This window comes from Bradyrhizobium genosp. L (genome assembly GCF_015624485.1).
GTDB lineage: Bacteria > Pseudomonadota > Alphaproteobacteria > Rhizobiales > Xanthobacteraceae > Bradyrhizobium.
Map to the genome: position 1 here is coordinate 3,346,075 of NZ_CP061378.1, position 23,273 is coordinate 3,369,347.

Genomic DNA, 23,273 nt, shown 5'->3' on the forward strand with positions numbered 1-23,273 from the left:
GCGGGCAGGGAGAGGGCATGGCGGTTCAGAAAGTCGCGGTCGTGATCCACGAAGGGGTGCAGGCGCTGGACGTTGCCGGCCCCGTCGACGTGTTCGCCGAGACCAACGGCTTCGTTGCGGCCGGCGACGGCTATGAAACCGTGCTGGTCGGAGCCACTCGCGAGCCCGTGCGCGCCTCGAACGGCATGAAGATCTCGGCCGACCTCGGTTTTGCAGAGGCGAACGAAAAATTCGACATCGTGCTCGTTGCGGGCGGTCCGGCGCTGCCCGACGCCGCGGCCGATCCCGAATTGACGCAGTGGCTGCGTGGAGTGCCGGAGTGGGCTCAACTCTATGGTTCGATCTGCACCGGCGCCTTCGCGTTGGGGCATGCCGGGCTGCTCGACGGCCACAAGGTGACGACGCATTGGCAGAATGCGCAGCGGCTCGCGGCGCGCTTCCCCGCCGCCGAGGTGATCCATGACCGGATCTACATTCGCGATCGGCAATTGATGACCTCGGCGGGCGTGACCGCGGGGATCGACCTCGGCCTGGCGCTGGTTGCCGAGCGGCACGGGCCACAGGTTGCGGTCGCGGTTGCGAAGCGGCTGGTCGTGGTGGCGCAGCGCCAGGGCGGCCAGTCGCAGTTCAGTCCCTATCTCACCGCGCCGGTCGATGAGAGTTCGCCGATTGCGCGCGCGCAGGCCCATGTCATGCAGCAGGTCGGTGAACGCCACACCCTGCAGTCGCTGGCCGAGGCGGTCGGCATGAGCGTGCGCAATTTCGGCCGCGCCTTTGCGCAAGCGACCGGGACCACGCCGCATGAATTCGTCGAGCGCGCCCGGATCGATGCCGCGCGCCGCTTGCTCGAGGGCAGCGATCGGCCGCTCAAGGCGGTTGCTTTCGACTGCGGCTTCGGCTCGGCCGACCGCATGCGCATCGTGTTCAGCGATCGGCTCGGCATATCGCCGGCGCAGTACCGGTCGAGTTTCCGCAAATTGTGATGCCGTTCATGAAGCGGTGCGTCGATCGGCGCTAGGATCGGCGCAGCATTTTTGGGGAGGCCGCCATGGACGCGCTCACGCTCTTCATCATTCGTCATGCCGAAAAGCCCGGTGACGTCTGGCCGGGGCCCGGCTTCACGGACGCGGGCGTGTCGGACACGGAGTCGCTGGTGATCCGCGGCTGGCAGCGCGCCGGCGCCTGGACCGCGCTGTTCGGCACCGATCTCACCAAGGGTGACTATGCCAAGCCCGACGTCATCTATGCCGCGATGCCAGGCACCGATCCCAATCAGCCGCCGAGCAGCCGTCCCGCCGAGACGATTTCGGCGCTTGCCGCCCGCCTCAAGCAGACCCCGAACGAAAGCTTTGCCAAGGGCTCCGAGGCACTGCTCGTGCCGGCGCTACTGAAGCTGAGTGGCGTCGTGCTGCTGTGTTGGGAGCACAAGTCGATCATCGCCGACATCCTTCCGTTGATTCCGGTCAGCAAGGGCACTCCGCCGGGCAAGTGGGAAGGCGACCGCTTCGACGTCGTGCTCCGCTTCGATCGCGGCAAGGGCGACGACAAGTTCGCGTTCAAGGAGCTGTTCCCGAAGCTGCTGTCTGGCGATTCCGACAAGCCGCTGGATCACGGCAAGTAACGTAGATCGTAGCCGCGTCGATCAGCCGAGGCCCAGCGCTTTGCGCGACTTCCGCGTCAGCTTCGCGGCAATCAGCGCGTGCGCCTGCTTGAGATAAGCCTTCAACTCGGCGTCGGAGAGGGCGCCGTTGCCGGTGAGCTGCACCCATTTGGCGCGCGCCAGATAGGGCGCCGGCCGCGCAAAACCCTGCTCGATCAGCATCTGGTAGGCCATGTTCGATGTCTTGAACATGAAGCCGCCGGACCGCTCGATGAAGCCGCCTGATAGTGCGAACATCTTGCCGCCGACCTTGAATACGGAGGTGCCTTCCCACTGCACCACCCTGGTCGCAGCCGGCAGGCGCAGGCAGTGGGCTTCGAAGGTTTTCGGGGTCATGCGGGGCCGTGGTCGGAACGGGGGATGCGGCCAAGCCATAGGGCGCGCTTGCTCGCTCCGACAAGCTCAATGTTTCCGTTAGCATGGTCCGGCCGAACCGCCACGGTCCATCTTCACGAAATCGTGGGTTGCCGGACCGGTCATCGAAAAATATATCTTACGATATGTTTTGAGAAAGGAAAAACAATGAGGAAATCCTTCTTCCACGAACGTGACGATGACGGCTTCCGGTTCGGATTCGCCATCGGCCGCCACGGCCGGGGGCATCGCTTTGGCCATGGCGGCCGCGGCTTCTTCTTCGGGCGAGGCGGGGGCGGCGACTTTCCGGGATCGCGCAGGCTGTCGTCGGAGGACCTGCAGCTCGTCATTCTGGCGCTGCTCGGCGAGCGGCCGGCGCACGGCTATGAGCTGATCAAGCTGATCGAGGAGCGCTCCGACGGCTTCTACAGCCCGAGCCCGGGCGTGATCTATCCGGCGCTGACCTTCCTCGAGGAGATCGGACACGCCAGCGTCACCCAGGACGCGGCGCGCAAGCTCTACAACATCACCGAGCAGGGCAAGGCGCACCTCGTCGCCAACCGCACCACCGCGGACGCCATCCTCGCGGCGCTGTCGCGGATCGGCCGGCGCATGGAGGACGTGCGCGAAGCTTTTGCCGGCGTCAGCGACTTCGACACCGAGGCCTCCGACGAGCTGCACCGCGCCCGCCACGCGCTGAAGAGCGCGCTACGCCACAAGCGTGGCTCTGACGCCGCCGAGGCGCGGCGCATCGCCAAGATCCTGGAGCGCGCCGCCGCGGAGATCCTGCAGCAGTGACGCCATCCCGTTCAAGGAGACACATGATGTCCGACGACCAACCGCATAGCGGGATTGCCGACCCGCGCGTGACAGATGTCATCGACCGCCTGCAGGCCATGCGCCGCAGGCCGGCCGACGGCGGCCCGCGCGGCAACAGAATGAGCAGCCGCGACCCGCACGCCTATGCCGAACAGGGATTCTCGATCCATCCCGAGCAGGGCGAGCTGATCTATCTGTTGTGCCGCGGCCTCGGCGCCAGGCGCGTCGTTGAGTTTGCGACGTCGGTCGGGATGTCGACGCTGTATTTCGCGGCCGCGATCCGCGACAATGGCGGCGGCACCGTGATCGGCTCGGAGATCGTGCCGGCCAAGGTCGCAACCGCGCAGCGCAATCTCGCTGACGCCGGCCTTGCCGACTATGCCGATATCCGCGAGGGCGATGCGCGCAAGACGCTGCGTGATCTCGGCGGCCCCGTCGACTTCGTCCTGATCGACGGCTGGCCCGGCGAGACCGGCCCGTCGCTGGCACGCCAGGTGATCGAGATCGTCGCGCCGCAGCTGCGCACCGGCGGCTATGTCATGAACGACAATGCCGAACCGGATTTCCTCGAGTTCGTGCGCGATCCCAAAAACGGCTTTGTCTCGATCACGCTGCCGCTCAAGGGCGGCACTGAACTGAGCCTCAAGGCGGCGTAACGGCATCGACCCCTCCGCCGCATACCGCTCTCTGCTGGCGCGATTGTGAGGCGCGAAGAGGCCGCGCCTCACTGGATTTTGCGGGTGCTTGCATGCTTTGCTCCGGACAAAATGGGAGCGAAGCGCCGCATGACCGACATCGAATTGTCCGATCTGCTCGATCATCCGATCTGGAGCGCGCTGACCACGCGGCAGCGCGCGCTCGCGGAAGGCGGCGCTGTGGCGCGGCGCTATCCGACCGCGATCGCGCCCTTCGCCGACATGGTTGATCGATCGGCGAAGAGTTTTGCGGCGCTCAGTGCGCTGCTGTCGGGGCCTGAGATCGCGGTGTTGTTCACGCCTGATCCGGTCGTCGCCCCACCGGAGTTCAAGGTCCTGCTTGCCGAGACCGGCGAGCAGATGATCGGCGCGCCTGCGGCGTTTTCCTTGCCCGGCATCGAGATCGTCAGGCTCGGCGCAGCCGATGTTCCCGCCATGATGGCGCTGGTCGAGCTGACCAAACCCGGCCCGTTCGGTACACGGACGCATGAGCTCGGGACGTTCCTCGGCATCCGCCTCAAGGGCGAACTCGTCGCGATGACCGGCGAGCGGATGAAGCCGGGTAACTACGCTGAGATGACCGCGGTCTGCGTGCATCCGGATCACCGCGGCCGCGGCTATGCGCAGGCGCTGCTGTCGGCGGTGTCGAAGCAGATCGTGGCGAGAGGTGAAATTCCCTTCCTGCACGTCTTCACAAACAATACGTCGGCGATTGCGTTGTACCGGCGCCAGGGCATGGAGATCCGCCGCCGTCTGCATATCACGGTGTTGCAGAAGCAGGGGTGAGGGCGGCTTTGGAAGCCGAGGGATGGAGCGGCGTCGTAGCGTCCGCGCTCAAGCCAGCCTGTTGTTGGCCAGATGCAGCGTGCGCTTGTCGCAGCTGGGATCGATCGCGACGGCATTGGTCGCGATCCGGCCGCGGGCGGCGACGTTGTTGCTGATCTCGATATTCGCCGAACGGCCGACGAAGATCGCGCTGTCCGGCTTGATCCGGAACAAGTCGCCGGCCCCAAAGGTGTTGCCGCGGAGAAAAGTCTGGCCGATGACATTGTCTGCGATCTTGAGGCCGTCGGTATTGCTGACGAAGATCGCATAGATGAAGGAATCGTCGATGTGATTGCCCTCGATGATCACGCGGTGGTTCTGGGCATTGTCCTGAAATCCCTTGGCGCCCTCGGGCGGCACCATGCCGACATAGATCGTGCCGAGCGTCCCGCTGCCGCCGGTCAGCTCATTGGCGCCGTTGACGCAATGGCTGAAGCGGTTGTTGCGGAACACGAGGTTGTCGGCGAATCCCGACTCCGACCAGAAACCGATATCGCTGCCCGCCTGTAGCGCGACGCCGGTCGAGAAGCTGAACTGGCAGTTCTCGACAATGGCGTTCGGTGCCTTCATCAGCACGCGGCCGCAGGCATGGAAACTGCAGCGCAGCACCGTGGCGCCGGATCCGATATGCGTCAGCGAACTCAGGGCATCGCCGACCTTGAGCGGCAAATCCTGTTGCAGGACCACGTCGTAGATCAGGTCCGGCTGGGTGGTCGGGCTCCTGTTCTTCCAGATCTGGGCGATCTTGGCTTTCAGCTCGGGCGCGTGGCGCTTGGTCAGCTGCGCGATCTTGCCGCGCCCGAGCGAGCGGAACGTGGCGTGATCGCAGCTCTCGACGTCGTCGCCGGCTAGTAGCCCGATGTCCCATTTCGGGCTGAGCAGAAAGTGCCGCGGCGCCGGCTTCGCCACGACGTAGTAATAGAAGCCATGCACATTGATGGCGTCGTCGGAGGTGTTGGCGAAGCTGCAATCCTCCAGCGTCGGACCGCGGGCGACCGCGATGAAGTGCGAGCCGTCGGAATTGGTCGAGATCAGCCGGTCGGTGGTCGCGCCCTTCGGCCGCGGTCCCGGAATGACGGACACCTTTTGCAGCAGTATCGAGCCGTCGCCGCCGTTCTCGATGATGCCCATGCCCGGCGAGGCCAGCAGCTTCACGTCGATCAGGCTGGTCGCCACGCTGGAGTCGATTGCGATTGCATGCGGGCCGCTGTTTGCGATCGTGACGACGTCACCGACGGCAATCGGCAGCTGGCTCGGGAAGCGGTCGTTGGCGCTCCATTGCAGGCGGACCTTGATCAGGCCGTCGCCGAGGCGCTGGACCTGGCTCGGCGACAGGAAGTCCCTGGCACCGGTCTTCAGCGACCGATTGTGCCGGTCCATCACCTTGAAGAACCCGTCGGTGATCGAGGCCAGTAGTGCAGCATCGTCGGGATAGCCGGGATCGATCTTGACGGTGATCTCGACCGCGCCCTTGTCGAAGGCCGTGATCGTACCTTGCGTGAACGGGAGCGGATCATAGTCGATGGTGAGATCGCGGACGGTGAGGCGGTTGCAGCCGGAGATCGTGATGGTGCCGCTGCGCGTGGTGTTGATCACCTCGGCGCCATTGCCGTTGAGCTCGAAGCCGTGCAGCGCCTTGAACACGATTGTCCGCTTGATCCGGTAGCTCGCGTTCCGTTCCAGGTTGAGCGCGATATGAACCGGCCCAGCCTTGCCGGCGTCGTTGGCCGCCTTGGCGATCGCGGCCAGGGCCTTGGCAAAGGCCGCGTCCGCGTCGCCGCCGGACGTGGCGGTGAAGGTCGCCATGTCGAAGGTCGCAGTCCCGGGAATGGGCGCCGGCTCGGCGCGGCTTTCGGTGCCGAGCAGCGGTGTCGCCATCACGAATGAGACAAGCCTCACGGCCTGCCTGCGGCTGAGCGGCATCATGCATGGCTCCTTCCGAGACCATATTCGGTCGTGCGCACTCTCTGTCTGCCGAGATGAACCGCAGCACAATGACGGAGAGGTGACGCCGCTGCTCGCGACGTCGTGAAGGGCAGCGTCTCCGGCGAGAAGTTCTCGCGTCTCAGCTTGACACATCACTGACATACGGCTGGTATGTCAGTGATGCCAGCTGCTTCGCTCCATCGTGACAAGGCCTATGCGCGGATCCGCGATCTCGTGGTCTCGGGCGAGTTCGCGCCCGATGAGCCGTTGTCGGAGCGCAGCCTGTCGGACCGGCTCGCGCTCGGGCGAACGCCGGTGCGCGAGGCCTTGAAGGCGCTCGCCAAGGACGGCCTGCTGACCATCCATCCGATGCGCGGCACCTTCGTGCGGCAATTGTCGTTCGACGATTTGCGCGAGATCCACGAGTTGCGCCTCGCGCTCGAGGGGATGGCGGCCTATCTCGCGGCCACGCGCGGGCCGACTGCTGGCCTCGATCGCTGTGCCAAGGAGCTGCGGCGGGCGAAAGCGCGCGCGACGATCGACGTGGAGGAGGCGCAGCAGGCGGGCTGGGCGTTTCACGACGAACTGTTCCGTGCCACGTCCAATGGCCGCCTGGTGCAGGCCTATGACAATCTGCGCGCCCAGAGCGGCCTCGCATTGCAGAAGATCCGGCAATACAGCCCTGAGCGCACCCGCCAGGCGCTCAACGAGCATCTCGGAATCCACGCCGCCGTCGAAGCGCAGGACCCCGACGCTGCGCAGCAGCGGATGTGGCGGCATCTCGCGTCGGCCTTCGAGGCGCGGTTGACGGCGCTCGGCGCGGTACGGCCGAGCCTGCCGGCAGGGGGAGGCCAGCGCTCATGAGCGAACCATCGATGATCAGGCGCATGCTGCGGCTTCCGCTCGCGGTCCAGATGCTGGTCGGTCTCGTCGCAGGGCTTGCCGTCGGCCTGATCTGGCCTGAGTTCGGTGCGAGCCTGCGGCCGATCGGCACCGGCTTCGTCGAAGCGGTGAAGATGATCGTGATCCCGGTGGTGTTCGCCTCCGTCGCGCTCGGCATCTACCGGATGGGCACCGAGCTGAAGGTGCTCGGTCGCGTCGTCGTGATCTGCCTCGGCTATTTCTATCTGGCTACCGTGATCTCGATCCTGATCGGGCTCATGCTCAACGGCATCTTCCATCCCGGGGCCGGCGCGCCGCTGGCTGCGACCGGCAAGCTGCCGTCGAACCTCGCGGTCTCCGTCGACTGGATCAAGTTTGTCATGGACATGATCCCCTCCAACATCGTCGCCGCGATGGCCGAGCAGAAAATCCTGCCGACGCTGGTGTTCGCGATCCTGTTCGGGCTGGCGCTGGCCTCGATCGGCAAGGTCGGCGAGCCCATGGTCGCGGTGCTGGAAGCCGTGATGGCGGCGATGTTCAAGATGACGAAATGGATCACGGCGCTGGCGCCCATTGCCGTGTTCGCGATCATGGCGTGGCTGTTCGCGACGCAAGGGCTCGCGACCGTGGTCGCGCTCGCCAAGCTCGTGGCCGTGATGTATCTCGGCCTCGCCGTGATGGTCGTGATCTTCTGGCTGATCCTGTTTGCGATCGGCGAGAAGCCGGTTGCGGTGACGAAAGCGGTGATGGAGCCGATGCTGCTCGCATTCTCGACCCGCTCCTCGGAGGTCACGCTGCCGCTGCACATGGAGAAGCTGCAGGCGATGGGCGTGCCGAACCGGATCGTCTCGGTGGTGCTGCCGCTCGGCTACGCCTTCAACCGTGATGGCGCCATCATGTATTTCGCGCTCGCCGTCACCTTCCTGGCCGAGGCCTATGGCGTGACGCTGACCTGGTCGACGCTGCTGACCATCGTGATGGTCACCACCATCGCCAGCAAGGGCAGCGCCAACGTACCTTCCGGCGGGCTCGTCGCCATCGCCATGGTGCTGTCGGCAATCGGATTGCCGGTCGAGGCGCTCGCGATCATCGCCGGCGTCGACGCCTTCCTCGACATGGGCCGCACCGCGATCAACGTGTTCGGCAACACGGTTGCGGTGAAGCTGGTGCAGCGTTTTGGCGGCGAGCTTGCCCTCGCGGCGCCGGAGCCGGGCCCGCTTGCCCTCACGACGCAGGACGCATGATGAGCACCGCGACAACATCGAGCACGCGCGAGATCGTCGATCTGCGCAGCGACACCGTGACCTTGCCGACCGCGGCGATGCTGGAGGAGATGCGCCGCGCGCCGCTCGGCGACGATAGCCGGGACGGCGATCCCACCGTGTGCGCGCTGGAAGAGCAGGCGGCCGCGCTGACCGGCAAGGAAGCCGCAGTGTTCGTGCCGAGCGGAACGATGGGCAATCTGCTGGCGATGATGGCGCATGCCGAGCGGGGCGGGGAGGTGTTCGCCGACGCCGGCGCGCATCTGTTCAATTCGGAGATCGGCAGCGTCGTGACGGTTGCCGGCCTGGTGCCGCGGCCGGTTGCGAGCCGCCGCGGCGCGATGGACGAAGCGGCGCTCGGTCAGGCGATCGACGCCACCTTGACGGCGGGACGGTTGCGGCCGGCGCTGATCTGGATGGAGACCAGCCACAACGGCGCCGGCGGCACCGTGATGCCGCTGCCGCAGATGGCGCGGCTTCATGCGCTTGGCCGCAGCAATGGCGTCGCCGTCCATGTCGACGGCGCGCGCCTGTTCAACGCTGCGGTGGCGCTCGGCGTTCGCGCGCAGGAGATCGCCGAGCACACCGACAGCCTGATGTTCTGCATCTCCAAGGGGCTGAGCGCGCCGGTCGGCAGTCTCCTGGTCGGCGACGGCGCCTTCATCGTGCGGGCGCGCTCGTTCCGCCGCCTCGTCGGCGGCAACATGCGGCAGGCCGGCGTGATCGCGGCGGCGGGCCTTGTCGCGCTCGACACCATGATCGACCGCCTGCGCGACGATCACGCCGCGGCAGCACAGCTCGCGCGGGGGCTTTCGTGGCTGGACCCGGCGCTCGCGGTACCGGATCATGTCCAGACCAACATCCTGCGCATCGATGTGTCGAACAGCGCGCATGATGCAGCCATTTGGGCATCGCGCGTCAAGGCGCAGGGCATCCTCGTGCAGGCGAGCGGCGCAAGGCAGCTTCGCCTCGTCACCCACCGCCATATCGACCGCGCCGCGGTCGAGCGGACGCTGGCGGCCTTTGCTGCGGTCGCTTAGGGACGTGCATGGAGACCGAGACCGCCGCGGGACAGCATGGCGATGCACGACGATGGGCCACGGTCATCGTCGTGATCGGCTGCGGCGTCGCAGCTGCGTTCCAGGTCGGCAAGGTGCCGATCGCCGCGCCGATGTTGCGGGATGATCTCGGCATCGACCTGGCCGCGATCGGAACCGTGGCCGGCATCTTCGCGGTGCTCGGGCTTGTCTGCAGCATTCCGGCCGGCGTCGTTGTCGCCGCGATCGGCACGCGGCTGGTGCTGCTCGCCGGGCTCGGCACCATCGCGGTCGGAGCGAGCCTCGGCGCGCTGGCGCCGTCGCTTGCGGTGCTGCTGGCCTCGCGCCTGGCGGAAGGGCTCGGCGTCCTGCTGGTGATGGTCTCGGCACCGGCATTGCTGCAGCGCGTTGTCGACGTCAGCGCCCGCGACGTCACGATGGCGGTGTGGAGCTGCGTCACGCCGTTCGGCATCGCGCTCGCCTTGTTGACCGGCCCCTTGTTCGGCGGCTGGCGCGCGATCTGGTGGGCGAGTGCGCTGATCGTCGCCGTGCTGTTCGTGCTCGCCGTTGTGACGGTGCCCGATGCGGCATTGCGGACCGGACCGGCGCGCCACGGGCTGTTGCGTCAAAGCGCGGCGCTTGCGTTCCGGCGCACGCCGGCGCTGCTGACCATGCTGTTCGCGCTCTATAGCCTGATGTTCTTCGCGCTGTTCAGCTTCCTGCCGATCCTGTTGCACGAGCGTCTGGGCGTCGCGAGCCAGGCCGCCGGCGCGCTCAGCGCCACGGCCGCCGCCGCAAACGTTCTCGGCAATCTCGTTGCCGGACAGTTGCTCGCGCGCAAAGTCGACCGCAGCGGATTGATCGCGGGGGCGGCGCTGCTGATGGGCGCATCCGCGCTCGGGATCTTTCTACCGGTGCTCGGTGGATGGGGGGCGTTCTTGCTTTGCCTTGTCTTCTCCGCGACCGGCGGCTTGGTCCCGGCGACCCTGCTGGCGACAGCGCCCGCCGCGGCACGGTCCGCGCCCATGGTGCCGGTGATGATGGGACTGCTGATGACCGGCAGCAATTTCGGACAGGTGACCGGGCCGATCGCGGTCGGCACCGCGGTGTCGGCATGGGGATGGAGCGCGGCCTGCGTCGTGGTGGTTGTCGCCGCGGGCCTCGCCGGCCTTGCGGCGTGGTTGCTGGGGCATGGCCGTCATGACGGCGCTGTGACCGAAGAGGCCGGCGACACGGCTTGACGGCGTTGCCGCGGCGGCCGAATGAGGGATGTCTCTCACGCCAACGACAAGAGGAAACTTCATGACACGCGTGCGCTGCATCACCGAAATGGGCATGGGCGTCGATGTCCACGGCCGCGATGCCACCAAGGCCGCCAAGCGCGCGGTCTCGGATGCGATCCGTCATTCCAGCCTCGGCTTCTTCCGCATGCTCGGCAAGACCGCCAACGACATGTTCGTCGACGTCACGATCGCGGTGCCGAACCCGGACGACGTCGACACCGCTGCGGTGGCCAAGGAATTGCCCTATGGCACCAAGACCGTGAAGGCGATCGCGGGCGGGCTCGAGATCCCGTCGGATCAGGGCAACGACCCGATCCTGATCGCCAATGCGGCCGTGATCGTCAGCTTCGACGACGGGAAGTGACGGGATCGTCGCGTCCACCATCGATGTCGTCCTGGTTTTCGCCAGGACGACCACGAAAGTTACTCTCTAAAATAATCCGGCTTGCCGGTGGTCCAGGTCTCGCCCCAGTGCTGGCCGCCGCCATCGACGGTCAGCGTCTCGCCGGTGATGAATTTTCCGGAAGGGCCTGAGAGATACACTGTGGCTTCCGCGATGTCCCAGGGCGAGCCCGGGCGCATCATCGGGTTGGAGCGCGGATAGGCGGCGCGCGCCGCTTCGGAGTAGACGTTCCAGCCCTCGGTCTCGATCGCGCCAGGGGCGATGCAGTTGATGCGAATGTCGAGCGGCGCCCATTCGACGGCGAGCGCACGCGACAGCCCGATCACGCCGGCGCGCGCCGCGATCGTATGGGCGATGCCGTAGAGGCCGTGGGTCGTGACCACCACGATGTTGACGATGCTGCCGGGATGCTTGCGGTCGCGCCAGCGCTGTGCCGCGGCTTGCATCATGTACCAGGTGCCGTTGAGGTTGGTGTTGATGACCGCGTTCCAGCCCTTGACCGAAAAATCGATCGCGGGTTGCGGGAACTGGCCGCCGGCGCTGTTGACGAGATGGTCGATGCGGCCATGCTGTGCCCACAGCGCGTCGAACATCGCACCGACGGCGTCGGCGTCCTTGATATCAGCGACATGTGCGAAGGCTTTCAAGCCGCGGCGCGCCAGATGATCGACGAGCGCATCGAGCTTTTCCGTGTTGCGGCCGACCACGACGACCGTGGCGCCGAGTCGGGCAAACAGCCAGGCGATGGCGCGGCCGATGCCGCCGGCACCGCCGGAGATCACGGCCACCTGGCCGGCCAGCGCATCGGCCGCGAACACCGTCGGATGCGTCGCGAGCGCGTCGTCTGAGAGGCCGAGCCTGTCGGGCATTTGTTGATCGTCCATGTCGCTCGCGGCCCTTGCGGCTTATGCCGATGTCCGTACATTAGCCACCCGATCACAGCAGCGCAAAGACCATCGACATGGCCGATCTCTCAGCTTTCCCGATCACAAAGCGCTGGCCTGCCCGGCATCCGGATCGCCTGCAGCTCTATTCGTTGCCGACCCCGAACGGGGTCAAGGTCTCGATCATGCTGGAGGAGATCGGGCTGCCTTACGAGGTTCATCTCGTCGACTTCAACACTGACGACCAGAAGACACCGGAGTTCCTGTCGCTCAATCCGAACGGCAAGATCCCGGCGATCCTCGACCCCAACGGTCCCGAGGGCAAGCCGCTGCCGCTGTTCGAGTCCGGCGCCATCCTGCAATACCTCGCCGAGAAGACCGGCCAGTTGCTGCCTTCAGACGCGGCGCGCCGCTACCAGGCCATCCAGTGGGTGCATTTCCAGATCGGCGGCATCGGGCCGATGTTCGGCCAGGTCGGCTTCTTCCACAAATTCGCTGGCAAGGATTTCGAGGACAAGCGGCCGCTGCAGCGTTACGTCGCCGAAGCGAAGCGCCTGCTCGGCGTGATGGAGACGCATCTCGCTGGCCGGCAGTGGTTCATGGACGACGAATACACCATCGCCGATATCTCCATGCTCGGTTGGGTGCGCAATCTCGTCGGCTTCTACGGCGCGCGGGAGCTGGTCGAATTCGATCAGTTCGGGCACGTTGCCGCCTGGCTCGAACGCGGCCTGAAGCGGCCGGCGGTGGAGCGCGGGCTGAACATTCCGAAACGGCCGTGACGACGGAATCGAGTATCTAGAGGCGCCGCCGCGGTCTCTGGGTGATGTTGCAAAGCATATAACGAGTATCTCGGGGGACCTCATGGCCACAGACGCGATCAAGCCCGTTGCCCATCACCATCATCAACCCTGGTACAAGATCCTTTACGTCCAGGTGCTGATCGCGATCTTTGCCGGCGTCCTGATCGGGCACTTCTATCCGGACCTCGGCAAATCGCTGAAGCCGCTCGGCGATGCCTTCATCGCGCTGATCAAGATGATGATCGCGCCGGTGATCTTCTGCACTGTGGTGCACGGCATCTCCTCGATGGGCGACCTCAAGCGCGTCGGCCGGGTCGGCCTGAAGACGCTGATCTATTTCGAGGCGGTCTCGACGGTCGCGCTCGCGTTCGGCCTGCTCGTCGGCGAGCTGCTGCAGCCGGGCCGGGGTTTCAACATCGATCCGTCCACGATCGATCCGAAATCGGTCGCGACCTACGTCACCCAGGCCAAGCAGGCCGGCATCGTCGCGCATCTGATGGCGATCATCCCGGACAGCTATCTCGGCGCGGTGGCGCGCGGCGACCTGCTGCAGGTGCTCTTGATCTCGATCCTGTCAGGCTTCGCCATCGCGCTGATGGGCAAGGCCGGCGAGCCGATCGCGGCCGCGATCGATACCGCCGCCAAGATGTTCTTCGGCATCATCCGCATGATCGTCCGCCTCGCACCGCTCGGCGCCTTCGGCGCCATGGCGTTCACGGTCGGCGCCTACGGCCTCGGCTCGCTCGCCAACCTCGCGGCGCTGATCGCGACTTTCTACCTGACCAGCATCCTGTTCGTGCTGATCGTGCTCGGCGCGATCGCGCGGCTGGCCGGCTTCTCGATCCTGCGCTTCATCGCCTATATCAAGGACGAGCTCCTGATCGTGCTCGGCACCTCGTCGTCGGAAACGGTGCTGCCGCAGCTGATCCAGAAGATGGAGCATCTCGGCGCCTCGCGCTCGGTGGTCGGCCTCGTGGTGCCGACCGGCTACAGCTTCAATCTCGACGGCACCAACATCTACATGACACTGGCAACGCTGTTCCTGGCGCAAGCCACCAACACGCATCTGACGATCTGGCAGGAGCTCGGCATCCTGGGCATCGCCATGATCACCTCGAAGGGCGCTTCCGGCGTCACCGGTGCCGGCTTCATCACGCTTGCCGCGACGCTGTCGATCGTGCCCGACATCCCGATCCAGTCGATCGCGATCCTGGTCGGCATCGACAAGTTCATGAGCGAGTGCCGCGCGCTGACCAATCTGGTCGGCAACGGCGTCGCCTGCGTCGTGATCAGCCTGTCCGAAGGCGAGCTCGACAAGGATGCGCTGCACGAGACCATGGCGCATCCGATCCAGCTCGGCGAGGCGCTGGAGCCGGGCGCGAGCGGTTAAAGCAGGGGCGCCGGCAAAATGTCGAAAACAACCCCATGCAAAGGAGCCGGCGGCCGGGGTTCGGCACGGCGGCTTGACACGTCGGGCAACTCAGCGATATTCTTCCAATATTCCGAAATCGCGCCTTACTCTCGCGTCCGAGAACGCGATCAATCCGGCACGCCGGCCGCCTTCAACGTCTCGACATAGGTTCGCGACATCGCTTCCACCGGGAACGGGATCCGCGCCAAAAACCCGGAGATTGAAAACTCCGGGTCGACCTTCAACAGCTCGCGCGCGATCTGGGTCGCGCGCTCGATCTCGCCGGTCCTGACCAGCGCTACGATCAGGACGCGCAGCGCCACCGCGAAGCGTCGGTTCTGCGCCAGCGCCTTGTCGGCCCAAATGACCGCCTCGGCAAAATTTCCGTCGAGCACCGCGCAGATCGCCAGTGCCGCCGAGGCGAACCAGCCGCGCGGGTCGCGCGGGTTCAGCCGCTGCGCGCGTTCGATCATGGCGCGGCCGATCTTCTGGTTGCCGCGCATCGCCTCGATCCAGCCGCCGAGCACGAGCGCCATCGCCGAATTCGGGTTGATCGCAAGCGACCGATCGAACAATTCGCGCGCCGGCTCGATCTCGTCGGCCATGTTCCAGATCGCGAATGCCGCCATCCACAGCACCTGCGCATCGCCGGGCGCAAGCTCGACGGCGCGCCAGGCCTGGGCCACGGCGCGCTCGCGGTAGGCATCATCGGGCACCAGCCAGCCCTGGACATGGCGCATTGCATGGCAGTAGGCGGAGGCCGCCAGCGCCGGCGCATAGGCGCCATCGAGCACCAGCGCCCGGTCGAGGCAGCCGATCGCGGCGTTCATGCTCGCGGGCGTGAACTCGTAGCGCAAGCTGTAGGCGCGCAGCAGCAGGTCGTAGGCGTCCGGCGTCTCGGGCGGCGCGGTGCGCCGCCGCTCGGCTTCGGCGATGAGCAGGGTCGGTTCGATCGTCCCGACCACGCTCTCGGTGATGCGGTCCTGCAAATCGAACACGTCATCTGCTGCGCCGTCGAAACGGTCGGCCCACAGATGCGCGCCTGACGTCGCGTCGATCAACTGTCCGGTGATGCGCAGCCGGTCGCCGCCGCGGCGGACGCTGCCTTCAAGCACATAGCCGACGCCGAGCTCGCGGCCGACTTGGCGGATGTCGACCGCCTTGCCCTTGTAGGTGAACGCAGAGTTGCGCGCGATCACGGTGAGCCGGCTGCAACGCGCCAGCGCGGTGGTGATGTCCTCAGCGATCCCGTCGGCGAAATAATCCTGCTCGGTATCGCCGCTCATATTGGTGAAGGGCAGCACCGCGATCGAGGGACCTTCGCTCTGGCGCGGCGATGCGCTCGCGGCGGGCACGGGCGCCGCGTCCTCCCTGATATCGCCGACAAAGCGAAGGCCCTTGCGGGGCAGGGTCTTGATCAGCCGCTGCGCCTCGCCATTGTCGCCGATCGCGGTCCGGGCCGCATTGACCCGGCTGCCGAGCGTCGCTTCCGAGACGATCCGCCCGCGCCAGACCGCGGCCAGTACCTCGTCGCGGCTGACCACGCGGTCGCGGGCGCGGATCAGGAATTCGATGAGATCGAATACCTGCGGCTCGACCGCCACCAGCGTGTCGCCGCGGCGCAGCTCCCGGCGCTCGGGATCGAGGATGAAGTCATTGAAATAATAAGGCAAATGTGAACGTCCGGCTGCGCTGCGGGCGGAACCTAGCACAGCGCGGCCGGAGCCAAAATCAAGACGGCCTGAAGGGCAAATCCATGCCGTCTGAAAGCGCGGCGTTGCAGGCTCTGGCATAGTCTCTGATGACACCAGACGCAGGAGATCGCCATGTCGCAGTCCATCAACCAGCAACGCCGCCGCTTCCTCGGCATCGCCGGCGCAACGCTCGCCGCCGCCAAATTCGGCTTCATCGGAGCGGCGCGGGCGCAGACGAAGGCGACGCTGCCGGCGATCAAGGCCGGCGGTCACACCTCGATCGGTCCGGTCAAGCAGATCAATGCCGGCGTGCTCGATACCGGCTATGTCGAGATGGGGCCGGCCTCCGGTCCGGCCGTGATCCTGCTGCACGGCTGGCCCTACGACATCCACAGCTATGCCGACGTCGCGCCGGCGCTCGCCGATGCCGGCTACCGGGTGATCGTGCCGCATCTGCGCGGCTACGGCACGACGCGCTTCCTCTCCAAGGATACGATGCGCAGCGGCCAGCCGGTTGCGGTCGCCGCCGACATGATTGCGTTGATGGATGCCCTCAGAATCGAGAAAGCCGTGCTTGGCGGCTACGACTGGGGCGCGCGCACCGCCAACATCATGGCAGTGCTGTGGCCGGAGCGCTGCAAGGCGATGGTATCGGTCAGCGGCTATTTGATCGGCAGCCAGGCCGCCGGCAAGGCGCCGCTGCCGCCGAAGGCCGAGCTGCAATGGTGGTACCAGTTCTATTTCGCGACCGAGCGCGGCCGCGAAGGCTATGCCAAGAACCGGCACGACTTCGCCAAGCTGATCTGGCAGATCGCCTCGCCGAAATGGGCCTTCGACGACGCCACCTATGACCGCAGCGCGGCCGCCTTCGAGAACCCCGACCATGTCGACGTCGTGATCCACAATTACCGCTGGCGGCTCGGAATCGCCGAGGGCGAAGCGAAGTACGATGGTTTCGAGAAGACGCTGGCTCAAGCGCCTGTGATCGCGATCCCGACCATCACGATGGAGGGCGACGCCAACGGCGCGCCGCATCCGGAGCCCGCGGCCTATGCCAAGAAGTTCTCCGGCCATTACGAGCACCGGCTGATCACCGGCGGCATCGGCCATAATCTGCCGCAGGAGGCGCCGCAGGCGTTCGCCCAAGCCATCATCGATATCGACAAGGCCTAAAGCGAGATGGCTTTACTTCGAAGCGAGCAGCGGGCTCTGCTTCACCTCGCGCCGCTTGCGGGGAAAGGTCGGAACGCATCATTAGATGCGTTCCGGGTGAGGGGGACTCACCGCGAGTCGTACTCTCTCTATCTACGCGGAAGCAGCCCCTCACCCCAACCCTCTCCCCGTAAGAACGGGGAGAGGGAGCAGCAAGATCGGTGTGGAGACTGGCGCGGTCCGATCTGGCGCTGCTCTTGCTGCGGAGCTAGTTTCTCCGCAGCCAACGCATCCGGGGACCGGCAGTGAGCATCACCATCTACGGCATCAAGAACTGCGACACCATGAAGAAGGCGCGGGCGTGGCTCGACGACAACGGCGTCGCCTACGACTTCCACGACTACAAGACCGCGGGCATCGGCAAGGACAAGCTCAAGCAATGGAGCGACGAAGTCGGCTGGGAGACGCTGCTCAACCGCGCCGGCACCACCTTCAAGAAGCTGCCTGATGCCGACAAGGAAGGATTGAGCGAGCGCAACGCGCTGGCGCTGATGGCCGAGCAGCCCTCGATGATCAAGCGTCCGGTGCTCGACCTCGGCCCCAAGCGCGTCGTCGGCTTCAAGCCGGATATTTATGCCAAGGAGGTGCCGGCGAAGGCGCGGAAGACCTAACCGCCTTCGTGAAGGCTGGTCCCGGATGACGGGGAGGGATTTTGGCGCGCGGCTTCTCCACGCTGTCGTCCTAGCGAAAGCCAGGACCCATAACCACCGAATTTGATCGAGGGCGGGACAGCGGCCCCAGCGTCGCACAACAACAAACAATCGGGGTAATGGGTCCTGGCTTTCGCCAGGACGACGCTGAGTTTGGTGCCGCTTGTGAGCGTTACATTCACATCCTCTCGGGATGAGAAGAAGGCGCTGGTGATGCAATCGTACTAGACCAGCTCTGCGCCATTGCACGCGGCCGGACTTGCCTCCGGCACGAAGCTGCGGTCGATCACCGCGCGCACCGTGACGACTGGCACCGCCTTCGCTGCCACGCCCATCAGATTGTGCAGCCGGAAGCCGCCTTCCATACTGATCGCCTTGTAGGAGCCGACCAACTGCTCGACCGCGTCGCCGCGGCCGAACGGCAGCAGCAGCCTTTCGTAGGAGACGTCCTTGCCGTCGGCGTCGACCACTTCAGCAACTGTATAGGTCGGACGCTTGCGCGCCAGGCAGGCGCGGTAGGAGCGGATGACGCCCGCATAACGTTCGGGGCCGATCGCATCGTCCAGATAGCGGTTGGTGCGGTGTCGCGGATCGACGTGCTCGTTGCCGTAGGCCGTGGTGAGCCGCGCGCCTTCCTGCGTGATCAGGAAGCGCGCCGCGTCGCCTTCGCCGATGACGTCGAACGCCATCATGTCGGCGCGTTCTTCGTTGGCGCTGTCGGTCTGGAAGTCGGACAGCCCGGGCAGGGCGTCCGGCGTGCGTGCCGCGCGCAGCCAAGCGTTCAGCAGCACGCGCTGCGTGATCGATTTGACCACCGACGGATCGGCACTCCGGAATTCGACCATCTAGCCGAACTCGAGCACATCGCCGCGGGGGATGCGGCCGGGCGCGCGATAGGACAGGTCGCGATCGATGATGGCGCGGAGCTTGAACACCGGCAGCGCGTCGTTGGCGCGCATCAGGTTGCGGATCTCGAAATTGCCGTCGGCGCTGATCGTCTTCAGCGATGCCACCAGATGGGTGACGGGACCGCCGTCGGAGAACGGCAGCAGCAGCCGTTCATAGGCGACGACGTGGCCGTAGATGTCGTCGATCTCGGCGATGGTGTAGGCGGGCAGGCGGCGGGCGATGCACTCTTGGTAGATCGGCACCACCAGCGGCGCGAGCCGCGGTCCGAGATAATCGTCGAGCAGCCGGCCCTTGCCGCTGTGGCCGTAGGCGGTGGCCATCCGCGTGCCGTCGCTCTCGATCGTCAGCTGCGGCGCTTCGCCAGCGGTGTCGACGGTGAGGTAGACGAGGTCGGGCAGATCCTCCTCGATCCGGTCGGGCTGGAATTCGCCCAACCCTGGCAGCATCTGGTTGCGGGCATAGAGCCGCAGCCACGCGTTCAGGAAATCGCGTTGCCTGATCGACTTGATGACCGAAGGATTGGTGCTCTCGAAATCCAAAATGATCGACCGCTGGTTATGCAAAACGCCGAAGCTTCGGACCGGAGGCGGAAATTTTTCATGAAGGCGCGGGGAGAGGCCGTTAACACCGTTAACGGGCGCTTTCCGAGGCGGAAAGCGTGCCCCCGTACCATTCGACTAAGGGTGAACCGGAACTGGTGTGGCTGATGCCGCACCGCACAGCTTTCCGCCTTGCCTAACCGCCACAGATGACGGCATATTCCGGCCCGGAGGCGACGGGCTCCGGCCGGTTCCAAGACGGACGGACTGCCTGTCGGGCATTGAAAAAACTGGCCACGCAAGCGAGAGGCCTCGCAGCGATGGCGCACGGGGGAAATCTATTTGGCCGATGAGTTCATTCTCGAAACCAGCGGATTGACCAAGGAATTCGCGGGTTTCTTCGCCGTTCGCGACGTCGCGCTGAAGGTGCGTCGCGGCAGTATCCATGCGTTGATCGGGCCGAACGGCGCCGGCAAGACGACCTGTTTCAACCTGCTGACCAAATTCCTCAAGCCGACCGGCGGCCAGATCCGCTACAAGGGCCAGGACATCACCGCGATGGCGCCGGCCGACGTGGCGCGGCTCGGGCTGGTGCGCTCGTTCCAGATCTCGGCGGTGTTTCCGCACCTGACCGCGCTGGAAAACGTTCGCGTGGCGCTGCAACGCCAGCACGGCGCTTCGTTCGATTTCTGGCGCTCCAAGAGCGTGCTCGATCGCTTCAATCCGCGCGCCCATGAGCTCTTGAACGACGTCGGCTTGAGCGAGTTCGCCAATACGCCGGCGGTCGAGATGCCCTATGGCCGCAAGCGCGCGCTCGAGATCGCGACCACGCTGGCGCTCGACCCCGAGATGATGCTGCTCGACGAGCCGATGGCCGGCATGGGCCACGAGGACATCGACAAGATCGCGGCGCTGATCAAGCGGATTTCGGCCAAATACACCATCCTGATGGTCGAACATAACCTCTCCGTCGTCGCCAACCTCTCCGACATCATCACCGTGCTGACGCGCGGGCAGGTGCTGGCGGAGGGCCATTACGCCGACCTCTCCAAGGACGAGCGCGTCAAGGAAGCCTATCTGGGAGCGGGTCATGGCTGAGGCGAAACTCGCGGAACGGCCGGTCGCGGCGACCGGCGCCGAGGTGCTCGGGGTCAAGGACCTGCAGGCCTGGTACGGCGAATCCCACATCCTGCACGGCATCAATTTCAGCGTGAAGGCCGGCGAGGTGGTGACCTTGCTCGGCCGCAACGGCGCCGGCAAGACCACGACGCTGAAGTCGGTGATGGGCGTCATCGGCAAGCGGAGCGGCTCGATCCGCTTCAACAATGAAGAGATCATCCGCGCGTCGAGCGACCGCATCGCGCGCAAGGGCATCGCGTTCTGTCCCGAGGAACGCGGCATCTTCGCGAGCCTCGACGTGCGCGAGAATCTGCTGCTGCCGCCGGTGGTGCGCCCGGGCGGGCTGCCGCTGGAGCAGATCTTCACGCTGTTTCCGAACCTGAAGGAGCGGCTATCGAGCCAGGGCACCAAGCTGTCCGGCGGCGAACAGCAGATGCTGGCGATCGCGCGCATCCTGCGCACCGGCGCGCGCTTCCTGATGCTGGACGAGCCGACGGAAGGGCTTGCGCCGGTCATCATCCAGCAAATCGGGCACACGATCTCGCGGCTGAAGTCGGAGGGATTCACCATCCTTCTGGTCGAGCAGAATTTCCGCTTCGCCTCGACCGTCGCCGACCGCTACTACATCGTCGAGCATGGCAAGGTGATCGACGGTTTCGCCAATTCGGAGCTGTCGGCCAACATGGACAAGCTCCACACCTATCTCGGCGTCTGATCTCGCCGGAACCAGAAAATTTAGGACTGAGGAAATAAACATGAAGAACACCATTTCAGCGCTGCTGCTCGGCACCGCTTTTGTGCTCACCTCCGCGAGCCTCGCGTCCGCGCAGGACAAGACGGTGAAGATCGGCGCGCTGTCCGATCAGTCCGGCCTCTATTCCGACCTCGGCGGTCCGGGCTCGACCGTCGCAGCGCAGATGGCGATCGAGGATTCCGGCCTCAAGGCCAAAGGCTGGAAGGTCGACCTGATCTCCGGCGATCACCAGAACAAGCCTGATATCGGCACCACCATCGCCCGCCAGTGGTTCGACGTCGACAAGGTCGACGTGATCGTCGACGTGCCGAACTCCGGCGTCGCGCTCGCGGTCAACAACGTCGTCAAGGAGAAGAACGGCGTCTACATCAACTCCGGCGCCGCGACCTCGGACCTGACCAACGCGCAGTGCACGCCGAACACCGTGCACTGGACCTACGACACCTACATGCTCGCCCACACCACCGGCCAGGCGCTGGTGAAGGCCGGCGGCGACACCTGGTTCTTCCTGACCGCGGACTACGCCTTCGGCGCCGCGCTGGAGCGCGACACCACCGCGGTCATCACCGCGAACGGCGGCAAGGTGGTCGGCGGCGTCAAGCACCCGCTCAACACCTCTGACTTCTCGTCCTTCCTGCTGCAGGCGCAGGCCTCCAAGGCCAAGGTCATCGGCCTCGCCAATGCCGGCGGCGACACCACCAACTCGATCAAGCAGGCGGCGGAGTTCGGCATCGTCAAGGGCGGCCAGAAGCTCGCGGCGCTCTTGCTGTTCCTCACCGACGTCAAGGCGATCGGGCTGGACATCGCGCAGGGCCTCAACTTCACCGAGACGTTCTACTGGGACATGAACGACCAGACCCGCGCCTTCTCCAAGCGCTTCGCGGAGCGGATGAAGAACGGCGCGATGCCGACCATGGTGCAGGCCGGCGTCTATTCGGGCCTGATCCATTACTTCAAGGCGCTGGACGCGCTCGGCGGCAATCCGCATGACGGCGTCAAGGTGGTCGAGAAGATGAAGTCGATCCCGACCGACGATCCGCTGTTCGGCAAGGGCGTCGTCGAGGCCAACGGCCGCGTCACCCACAACGCCTATTTGTTCGAGGTCAAGAAGCCCTCGGAGTCGAAGGGGCCGTGGGACTTCTACAAGCTGGTCGGCACCGTGCCGGGCGACCAGGCCTTCACGCCGCTCGCCCAGAGCACCTGCGCGCTGCTGAAGAAGTGACGATCATGCCCGCCGGGCGCTCTGCGGCCGGCGGGCTTCATCTACTATAAGCGAAAGCCAACGCGATGCAGGCTCTCTACGCACAGCTTCTGGTGGGACTGATCAACGGCTCGTTCTACGCGCTGCTCAGTCTCGGGCTCGCCGTGATCTTCGGCATGCTCAACATCATCAATTTCGCGCATGGCGCGCTCTACATGATGGGCGCCTTCGTGGCGTATTTCCTGCTCAATCTGGGCGGCATCAACTACTGGTGGGCGCTCCTGATCGCGCCGATCGTGGTCGGCGTGTTCGGCATGATCCTCGAGCGCACCATGCTGCAATGGCTGACCGGGCTCGACCATCTCTACGGGTTGCTCCTGACCTTCGGCATCGCGCTGATCGTGCAGGGCGTGTTCCAGAATTATTTCGGCTCTTCCGGCCTGCCTTACGGGATTCCCGATCAGCTCAAGGGCGGCGTCAACCTCGGCTTCATGTTCCTGCCGATCTACCGCGGCTGGGTGGTGATCTTCTCGCTGGTCGTCTGCCTCGCCACCTGGTTCCTGATCGAGAAGACGCAGCTCGGCGCGTATTTGCGCGCCGCCACCGAGAACCCGACCTTGGTGCGCGCCTTCGGCATCAACGTGCCGCGCATGATCACGCTGACCTATGGGCTCGGCGTCGGCCTGGCCGCGCTCGCCGGCGTGCTGTCGGCGCCGATCAACCAGGTCCGGCCGCTGATGGGCGCCGACCTCATCATCGTAGTGTTCGCGGTGGTGGTGATCGGCGGCATGGGCTCGATCATGGGTTCGATCATCACCGGCTTCGCGCTCGGGGTGATCGAGGGACTGACCAAGTATTTTTATCCCGAGGCCTCCAACACCGTGGTGTTCGTGCTGATGGTGGTGGTGTTGCTGGTGAAACCGACGGGACTGACGGGACGGGCGGCCTGAT

General features: G+C 65.5%; 24 protein-coding genes. 18 read left to right on the forward strand and 6 right to left on the reverse strand.

Features of this window, described 5'->3' with window-relative positions; translation table 11 throughout:
- Positions 1-17 precede the first annotated feature (17 nt).
- Positions 18-983, forward strand: coding sequence for a GlxA family transcriptional regulator (locus IC762_RS15600; protein WP_195789650.1), 966 nt, complete (start codon positions 18-20; stop codon positions 981-983).
- A 65-nt stretch (positions 984-1,048) separates the two neighbouring features.
- The gene (locus IC762_RS15605) at positions 1,049-1,621 is read left to right on the forward strand and encodes a histidine phosphatase family protein (RefSeq protein WP_195789651.1); all 573 of its coding nucleotides are present in this window, start codon (positions 1,049-1,051) and stop codon (positions 1,619-1,621) included.
- A 21-nt stretch (positions 1,622-1,642) separates the two neighbouring features.
- On the opposite strand, the gene IC762_RS15610 is transcribed toward IC762_RS15605, so the two are convergent.
- Positions 1,643-1,996 (reverse strand): MmcQ/YjbR family DNA-binding protein, encoded by a 354-nt coding sequence (locus tag IC762_RS15610; RefSeq protein WP_195789652.1) that lies wholly within the window; start codon positions 1,994-1,996, stop codon positions 1,643-1,645.
- 186 nt (positions 1,997-2,182) lie between these two features.
- On the opposite strand from IC762_RS15610, the gene IC762_RS15615 reads away from it, so the two are divergent.
- From IC762_RS15615 to IC762_RS15625, 3 genes are all read left to right on the forward strand, one after another.
- Positions 2,183-2,812 carry a PadR family transcriptional regulator gene (locus IC762_RS15615; protein ID WP_195789653.1) on the forward strand — a complete coding sequence of 210 codons (630 nt, stop codon included), beginning with the start codon at positions 2,183-2,185 and terminating at the stop codon, positions 2,810-2,812.
- A 26-nt stretch (positions 2,813-2,838) separates the two neighbouring features.
- Positions 2,839-3,489 (forward strand): O-methyltransferase, encoded by a 651-nt coding sequence (locus IC762_RS15620; protein WP_195789654.1) that lies wholly within the window; start codon positions 2,839-2,841, stop codon positions 3,487-3,489.
- A gap of 129 nt (positions 3,490-3,618) precedes the next feature.
- Positions 3,619-4,314: a GNAT family N-acetyltransferase gene (locus IC762_RS15625; protein WP_195789655.1), complete on the forward strand. Its 696-nt coding sequence runs from the start codon at positions 3,619-3,621 to the stop codon at positions 4,312-4,314.
- 48 nt (positions 4,315-4,362) lie between these two features.
- Here IC762_RS15625 and IC762_RS15630 read toward each other — a convergent pair whose 3' ends face one another.
- A complete protein-coding gene (locus tag IC762_RS15630; RefSeq protein WP_195789656.1) occupies positions 4,363-6,279 on the reverse strand; it encodes a right-handed parallel beta-helix repeat-containing protein in 1,917 nt (638 codons plus the stop codon).
- 180 nt (positions 6,280-6,459) lie between these two features.
- Here IC762_RS15630 and IC762_RS15635 point away from each other — a divergent pair, with 180 nt between their 5' ends.
- The 5 genes from IC762_RS15635 to IC762_RS15655 all read left to right on the forward strand — a co-directional run bounded on the left by IC762_RS15635 (position 6,460) and on the right by IC762_RS15655 (position 11,107).
- A complete protein-coding gene (locus IC762_RS15635; RefSeq protein WP_246801577.1) occupies positions 6,460-7,143 on the forward strand; it encodes a GntR family transcriptional regulator in 684 nt (227 codons plus the stop codon).
- The gene (locus tag IC762_RS15640) at positions 7,140-8,405 is read left to right on the forward strand and encodes a dicarboxylate/amino acid:cation symporter (RefSeq protein WP_246801578.1); all 1,266 of its coding nucleotides are present in this window, start codon (positions 7,140-7,142) and stop codon (positions 8,403-8,405) included. The genes IC762_RS15635 and IC762_RS15640 overlap by 4 nt, the downstream gene beginning before the upstream one ends.
- Positions 8,405-9,463: a GntG family PLP-dependent aldolase gene (locus IC762_RS15645; RefSeq protein WP_195789658.1), complete on the forward strand. Its 1,059-nt coding sequence runs from the start codon at positions 8,405-8,407 to the stop codon at positions 9,461-9,463. Before IC762_RS15640 ends, IC762_RS15645 begins: the two co-directional genes overlap by 1 nt.
- 8 nt (positions 9,464-9,471) lie before the next feature.
- Positions 9,472-10,701, forward strand: coding sequence for an MFS transporter (locus IC762_RS15650; RefSeq protein WP_195789659.1), 1,230 nt, complete (start codon positions 9,472-9,474; stop codon positions 10,699-10,701).
- A gap of 61 nt (positions 10,702-10,762) precedes the next feature.
- On the forward strand, positions 10,763-11,107 hold the full coding sequence (locus IC762_RS15655; protein WP_195789660.1) for a Lin0512 family protein: 345 nt from the start codon (positions 10,763-10,765) through the stop codon (positions 11,105-11,107).
- Between the two features lie 59 nt (positions 11,108-11,166).
- Here the strand turns inward: IC762_RS15655 and IC762_RS15660 are convergent, their stop codons facing one another.
- Positions 11,167-12,015, reverse strand: coding sequence for an SDR family oxidoreductase (locus IC762_RS15660; protein WP_195789661.1), 849 nt, complete (start codon positions 12,013-12,015; stop codon positions 11,167-11,169).
- 92 nt (positions 12,016-12,107) lie between these two features.
- On the opposite strand from IC762_RS15660, the gene IC762_RS15665 reads away from it, so the two are divergent.
- Positions 12,108-12,812 (forward strand): glutathione S-transferase family protein, encoded by a 705-nt coding sequence (locus IC762_RS15665; protein ID WP_195789662.1) that lies wholly within the window; start codon positions 12,108-12,110, stop codon positions 12,810-12,812.
- Between the two features lie 82 nt (positions 12,813-12,894).
- Positions 12,895-14,223, forward strand: a complete 1,329-nt coding sequence (locus IC762_RS15670; RefSeq protein WP_195789663.1) for a dicarboxylate/amino acid:cation symporter — start codon at positions 12,895-12,897, stop codon at positions 14,221-14,223.
- Between the two features lie 149 nt (positions 14,224-14,372).
- On the opposite strand, the gene IC762_RS15675 is transcribed toward IC762_RS15670, so the two are convergent.
- A complete protein-coding gene (locus tag IC762_RS15675) occupies positions 14,373-15,917 on the reverse strand; it encodes a winged helix-turn-helix domain-containing tetratricopeptide repeat protein (protein WP_246801579.1) in 1,545 nt (514 codons plus the stop codon).
- Between the two features lie 153 nt (positions 15,918-16,070).
- On the opposite strand from IC762_RS15675, the gene IC762_RS15680 reads away from it, so the two are divergent.
- Positions 16,071-17,111, forward strand: a complete 1,041-nt coding sequence (locus IC762_RS15680) for an alpha/beta fold hydrolase (RefSeq protein ID WP_195789665.1) — start codon at positions 16,071-16,073, stop codon at positions 17,109-17,111.
- 284 nt (positions 17,112-17,395) lie between these two features.
- Positions 17,396-17,761, forward strand: a complete 366-nt coding sequence (locus tag IC762_RS15685) for an ArsC family reductase (RefSeq protein WP_195789666.1) — start codon at positions 17,396-17,398, stop codon at positions 17,759-17,761.
- Positions 17,762-18,024: 263 nt separating this feature from the next.
- Here IC762_RS15685 and IC762_RS15690 read toward each other — a convergent pair whose 3' ends face one another.
- Both IC762_RS15690 and IC762_RS15695 read right to left on the reverse strand, forming a co-directional pair.
- Entirely contained in the window at positions 18,025-18,645 is a 621-nt protein-coding gene (locus tag IC762_RS15690) for a hypothetical protein (protein ID WP_195789667.1), read from the reverse strand.
- A complete protein-coding gene (locus tag IC762_RS15695; RefSeq protein ID WP_195789668.1) occupies positions 18,646-19,248 on the reverse strand; it encodes a PAS domain-containing protein in 603 nt (200 codons plus the stop codon).
- 342 nt (positions 19,249-19,590) lie between these two features.
- Here IC762_RS15695 and IC762_RS15700 point away from each other — a divergent pair, with 342 nt between their 5' ends.
- From IC762_RS15700 to IC762_RS15715, 4 genes are all read left to right on the forward strand, one after another.
- The gene (locus IC762_RS15700) at positions 19,591-20,346 is read left to right on the forward strand and encodes an ABC transporter ATP-binding protein (RefSeq protein ID WP_195789669.1); all 756 of its coding nucleotides are present in this window, start codon (positions 19,591-19,593) and stop codon (positions 20,344-20,346) included.
- The gene (locus IC762_RS15705) at positions 20,339-21,082 is read left to right on the forward strand and encodes an ABC transporter ATP-binding protein (RefSeq protein ID WP_195789670.1); all 744 of its coding nucleotides are present in this window, start codon (positions 20,339-20,341) and stop codon (positions 21,080-21,082) included. The genes IC762_RS15700 and IC762_RS15705 overlap by 8 nt, the downstream gene beginning before the upstream one ends.
- A gap of 40 nt (positions 21,083-21,122) precedes the next feature.
- Positions 21,123-22,343: an ABC transporter substrate-binding protein gene (locus IC762_RS15710; RefSeq protein ID WP_195789671.1), complete on the forward strand. Its 1,221-nt coding sequence runs from the start codon at positions 21,123-21,125 to the stop codon at positions 22,341-22,343.
- A 65-nt stretch (positions 22,344-22,408) separates the two neighbouring features.
- Entirely contained in the window at positions 22,409-23,272 is an 864-nt protein-coding gene (locus IC762_RS15715; RefSeq protein WP_195789672.1) for a branched-chain amino acid ABC transporter permease, read from the forward strand.
- Position 23,273: the final 1 nt, after the last annotated feature.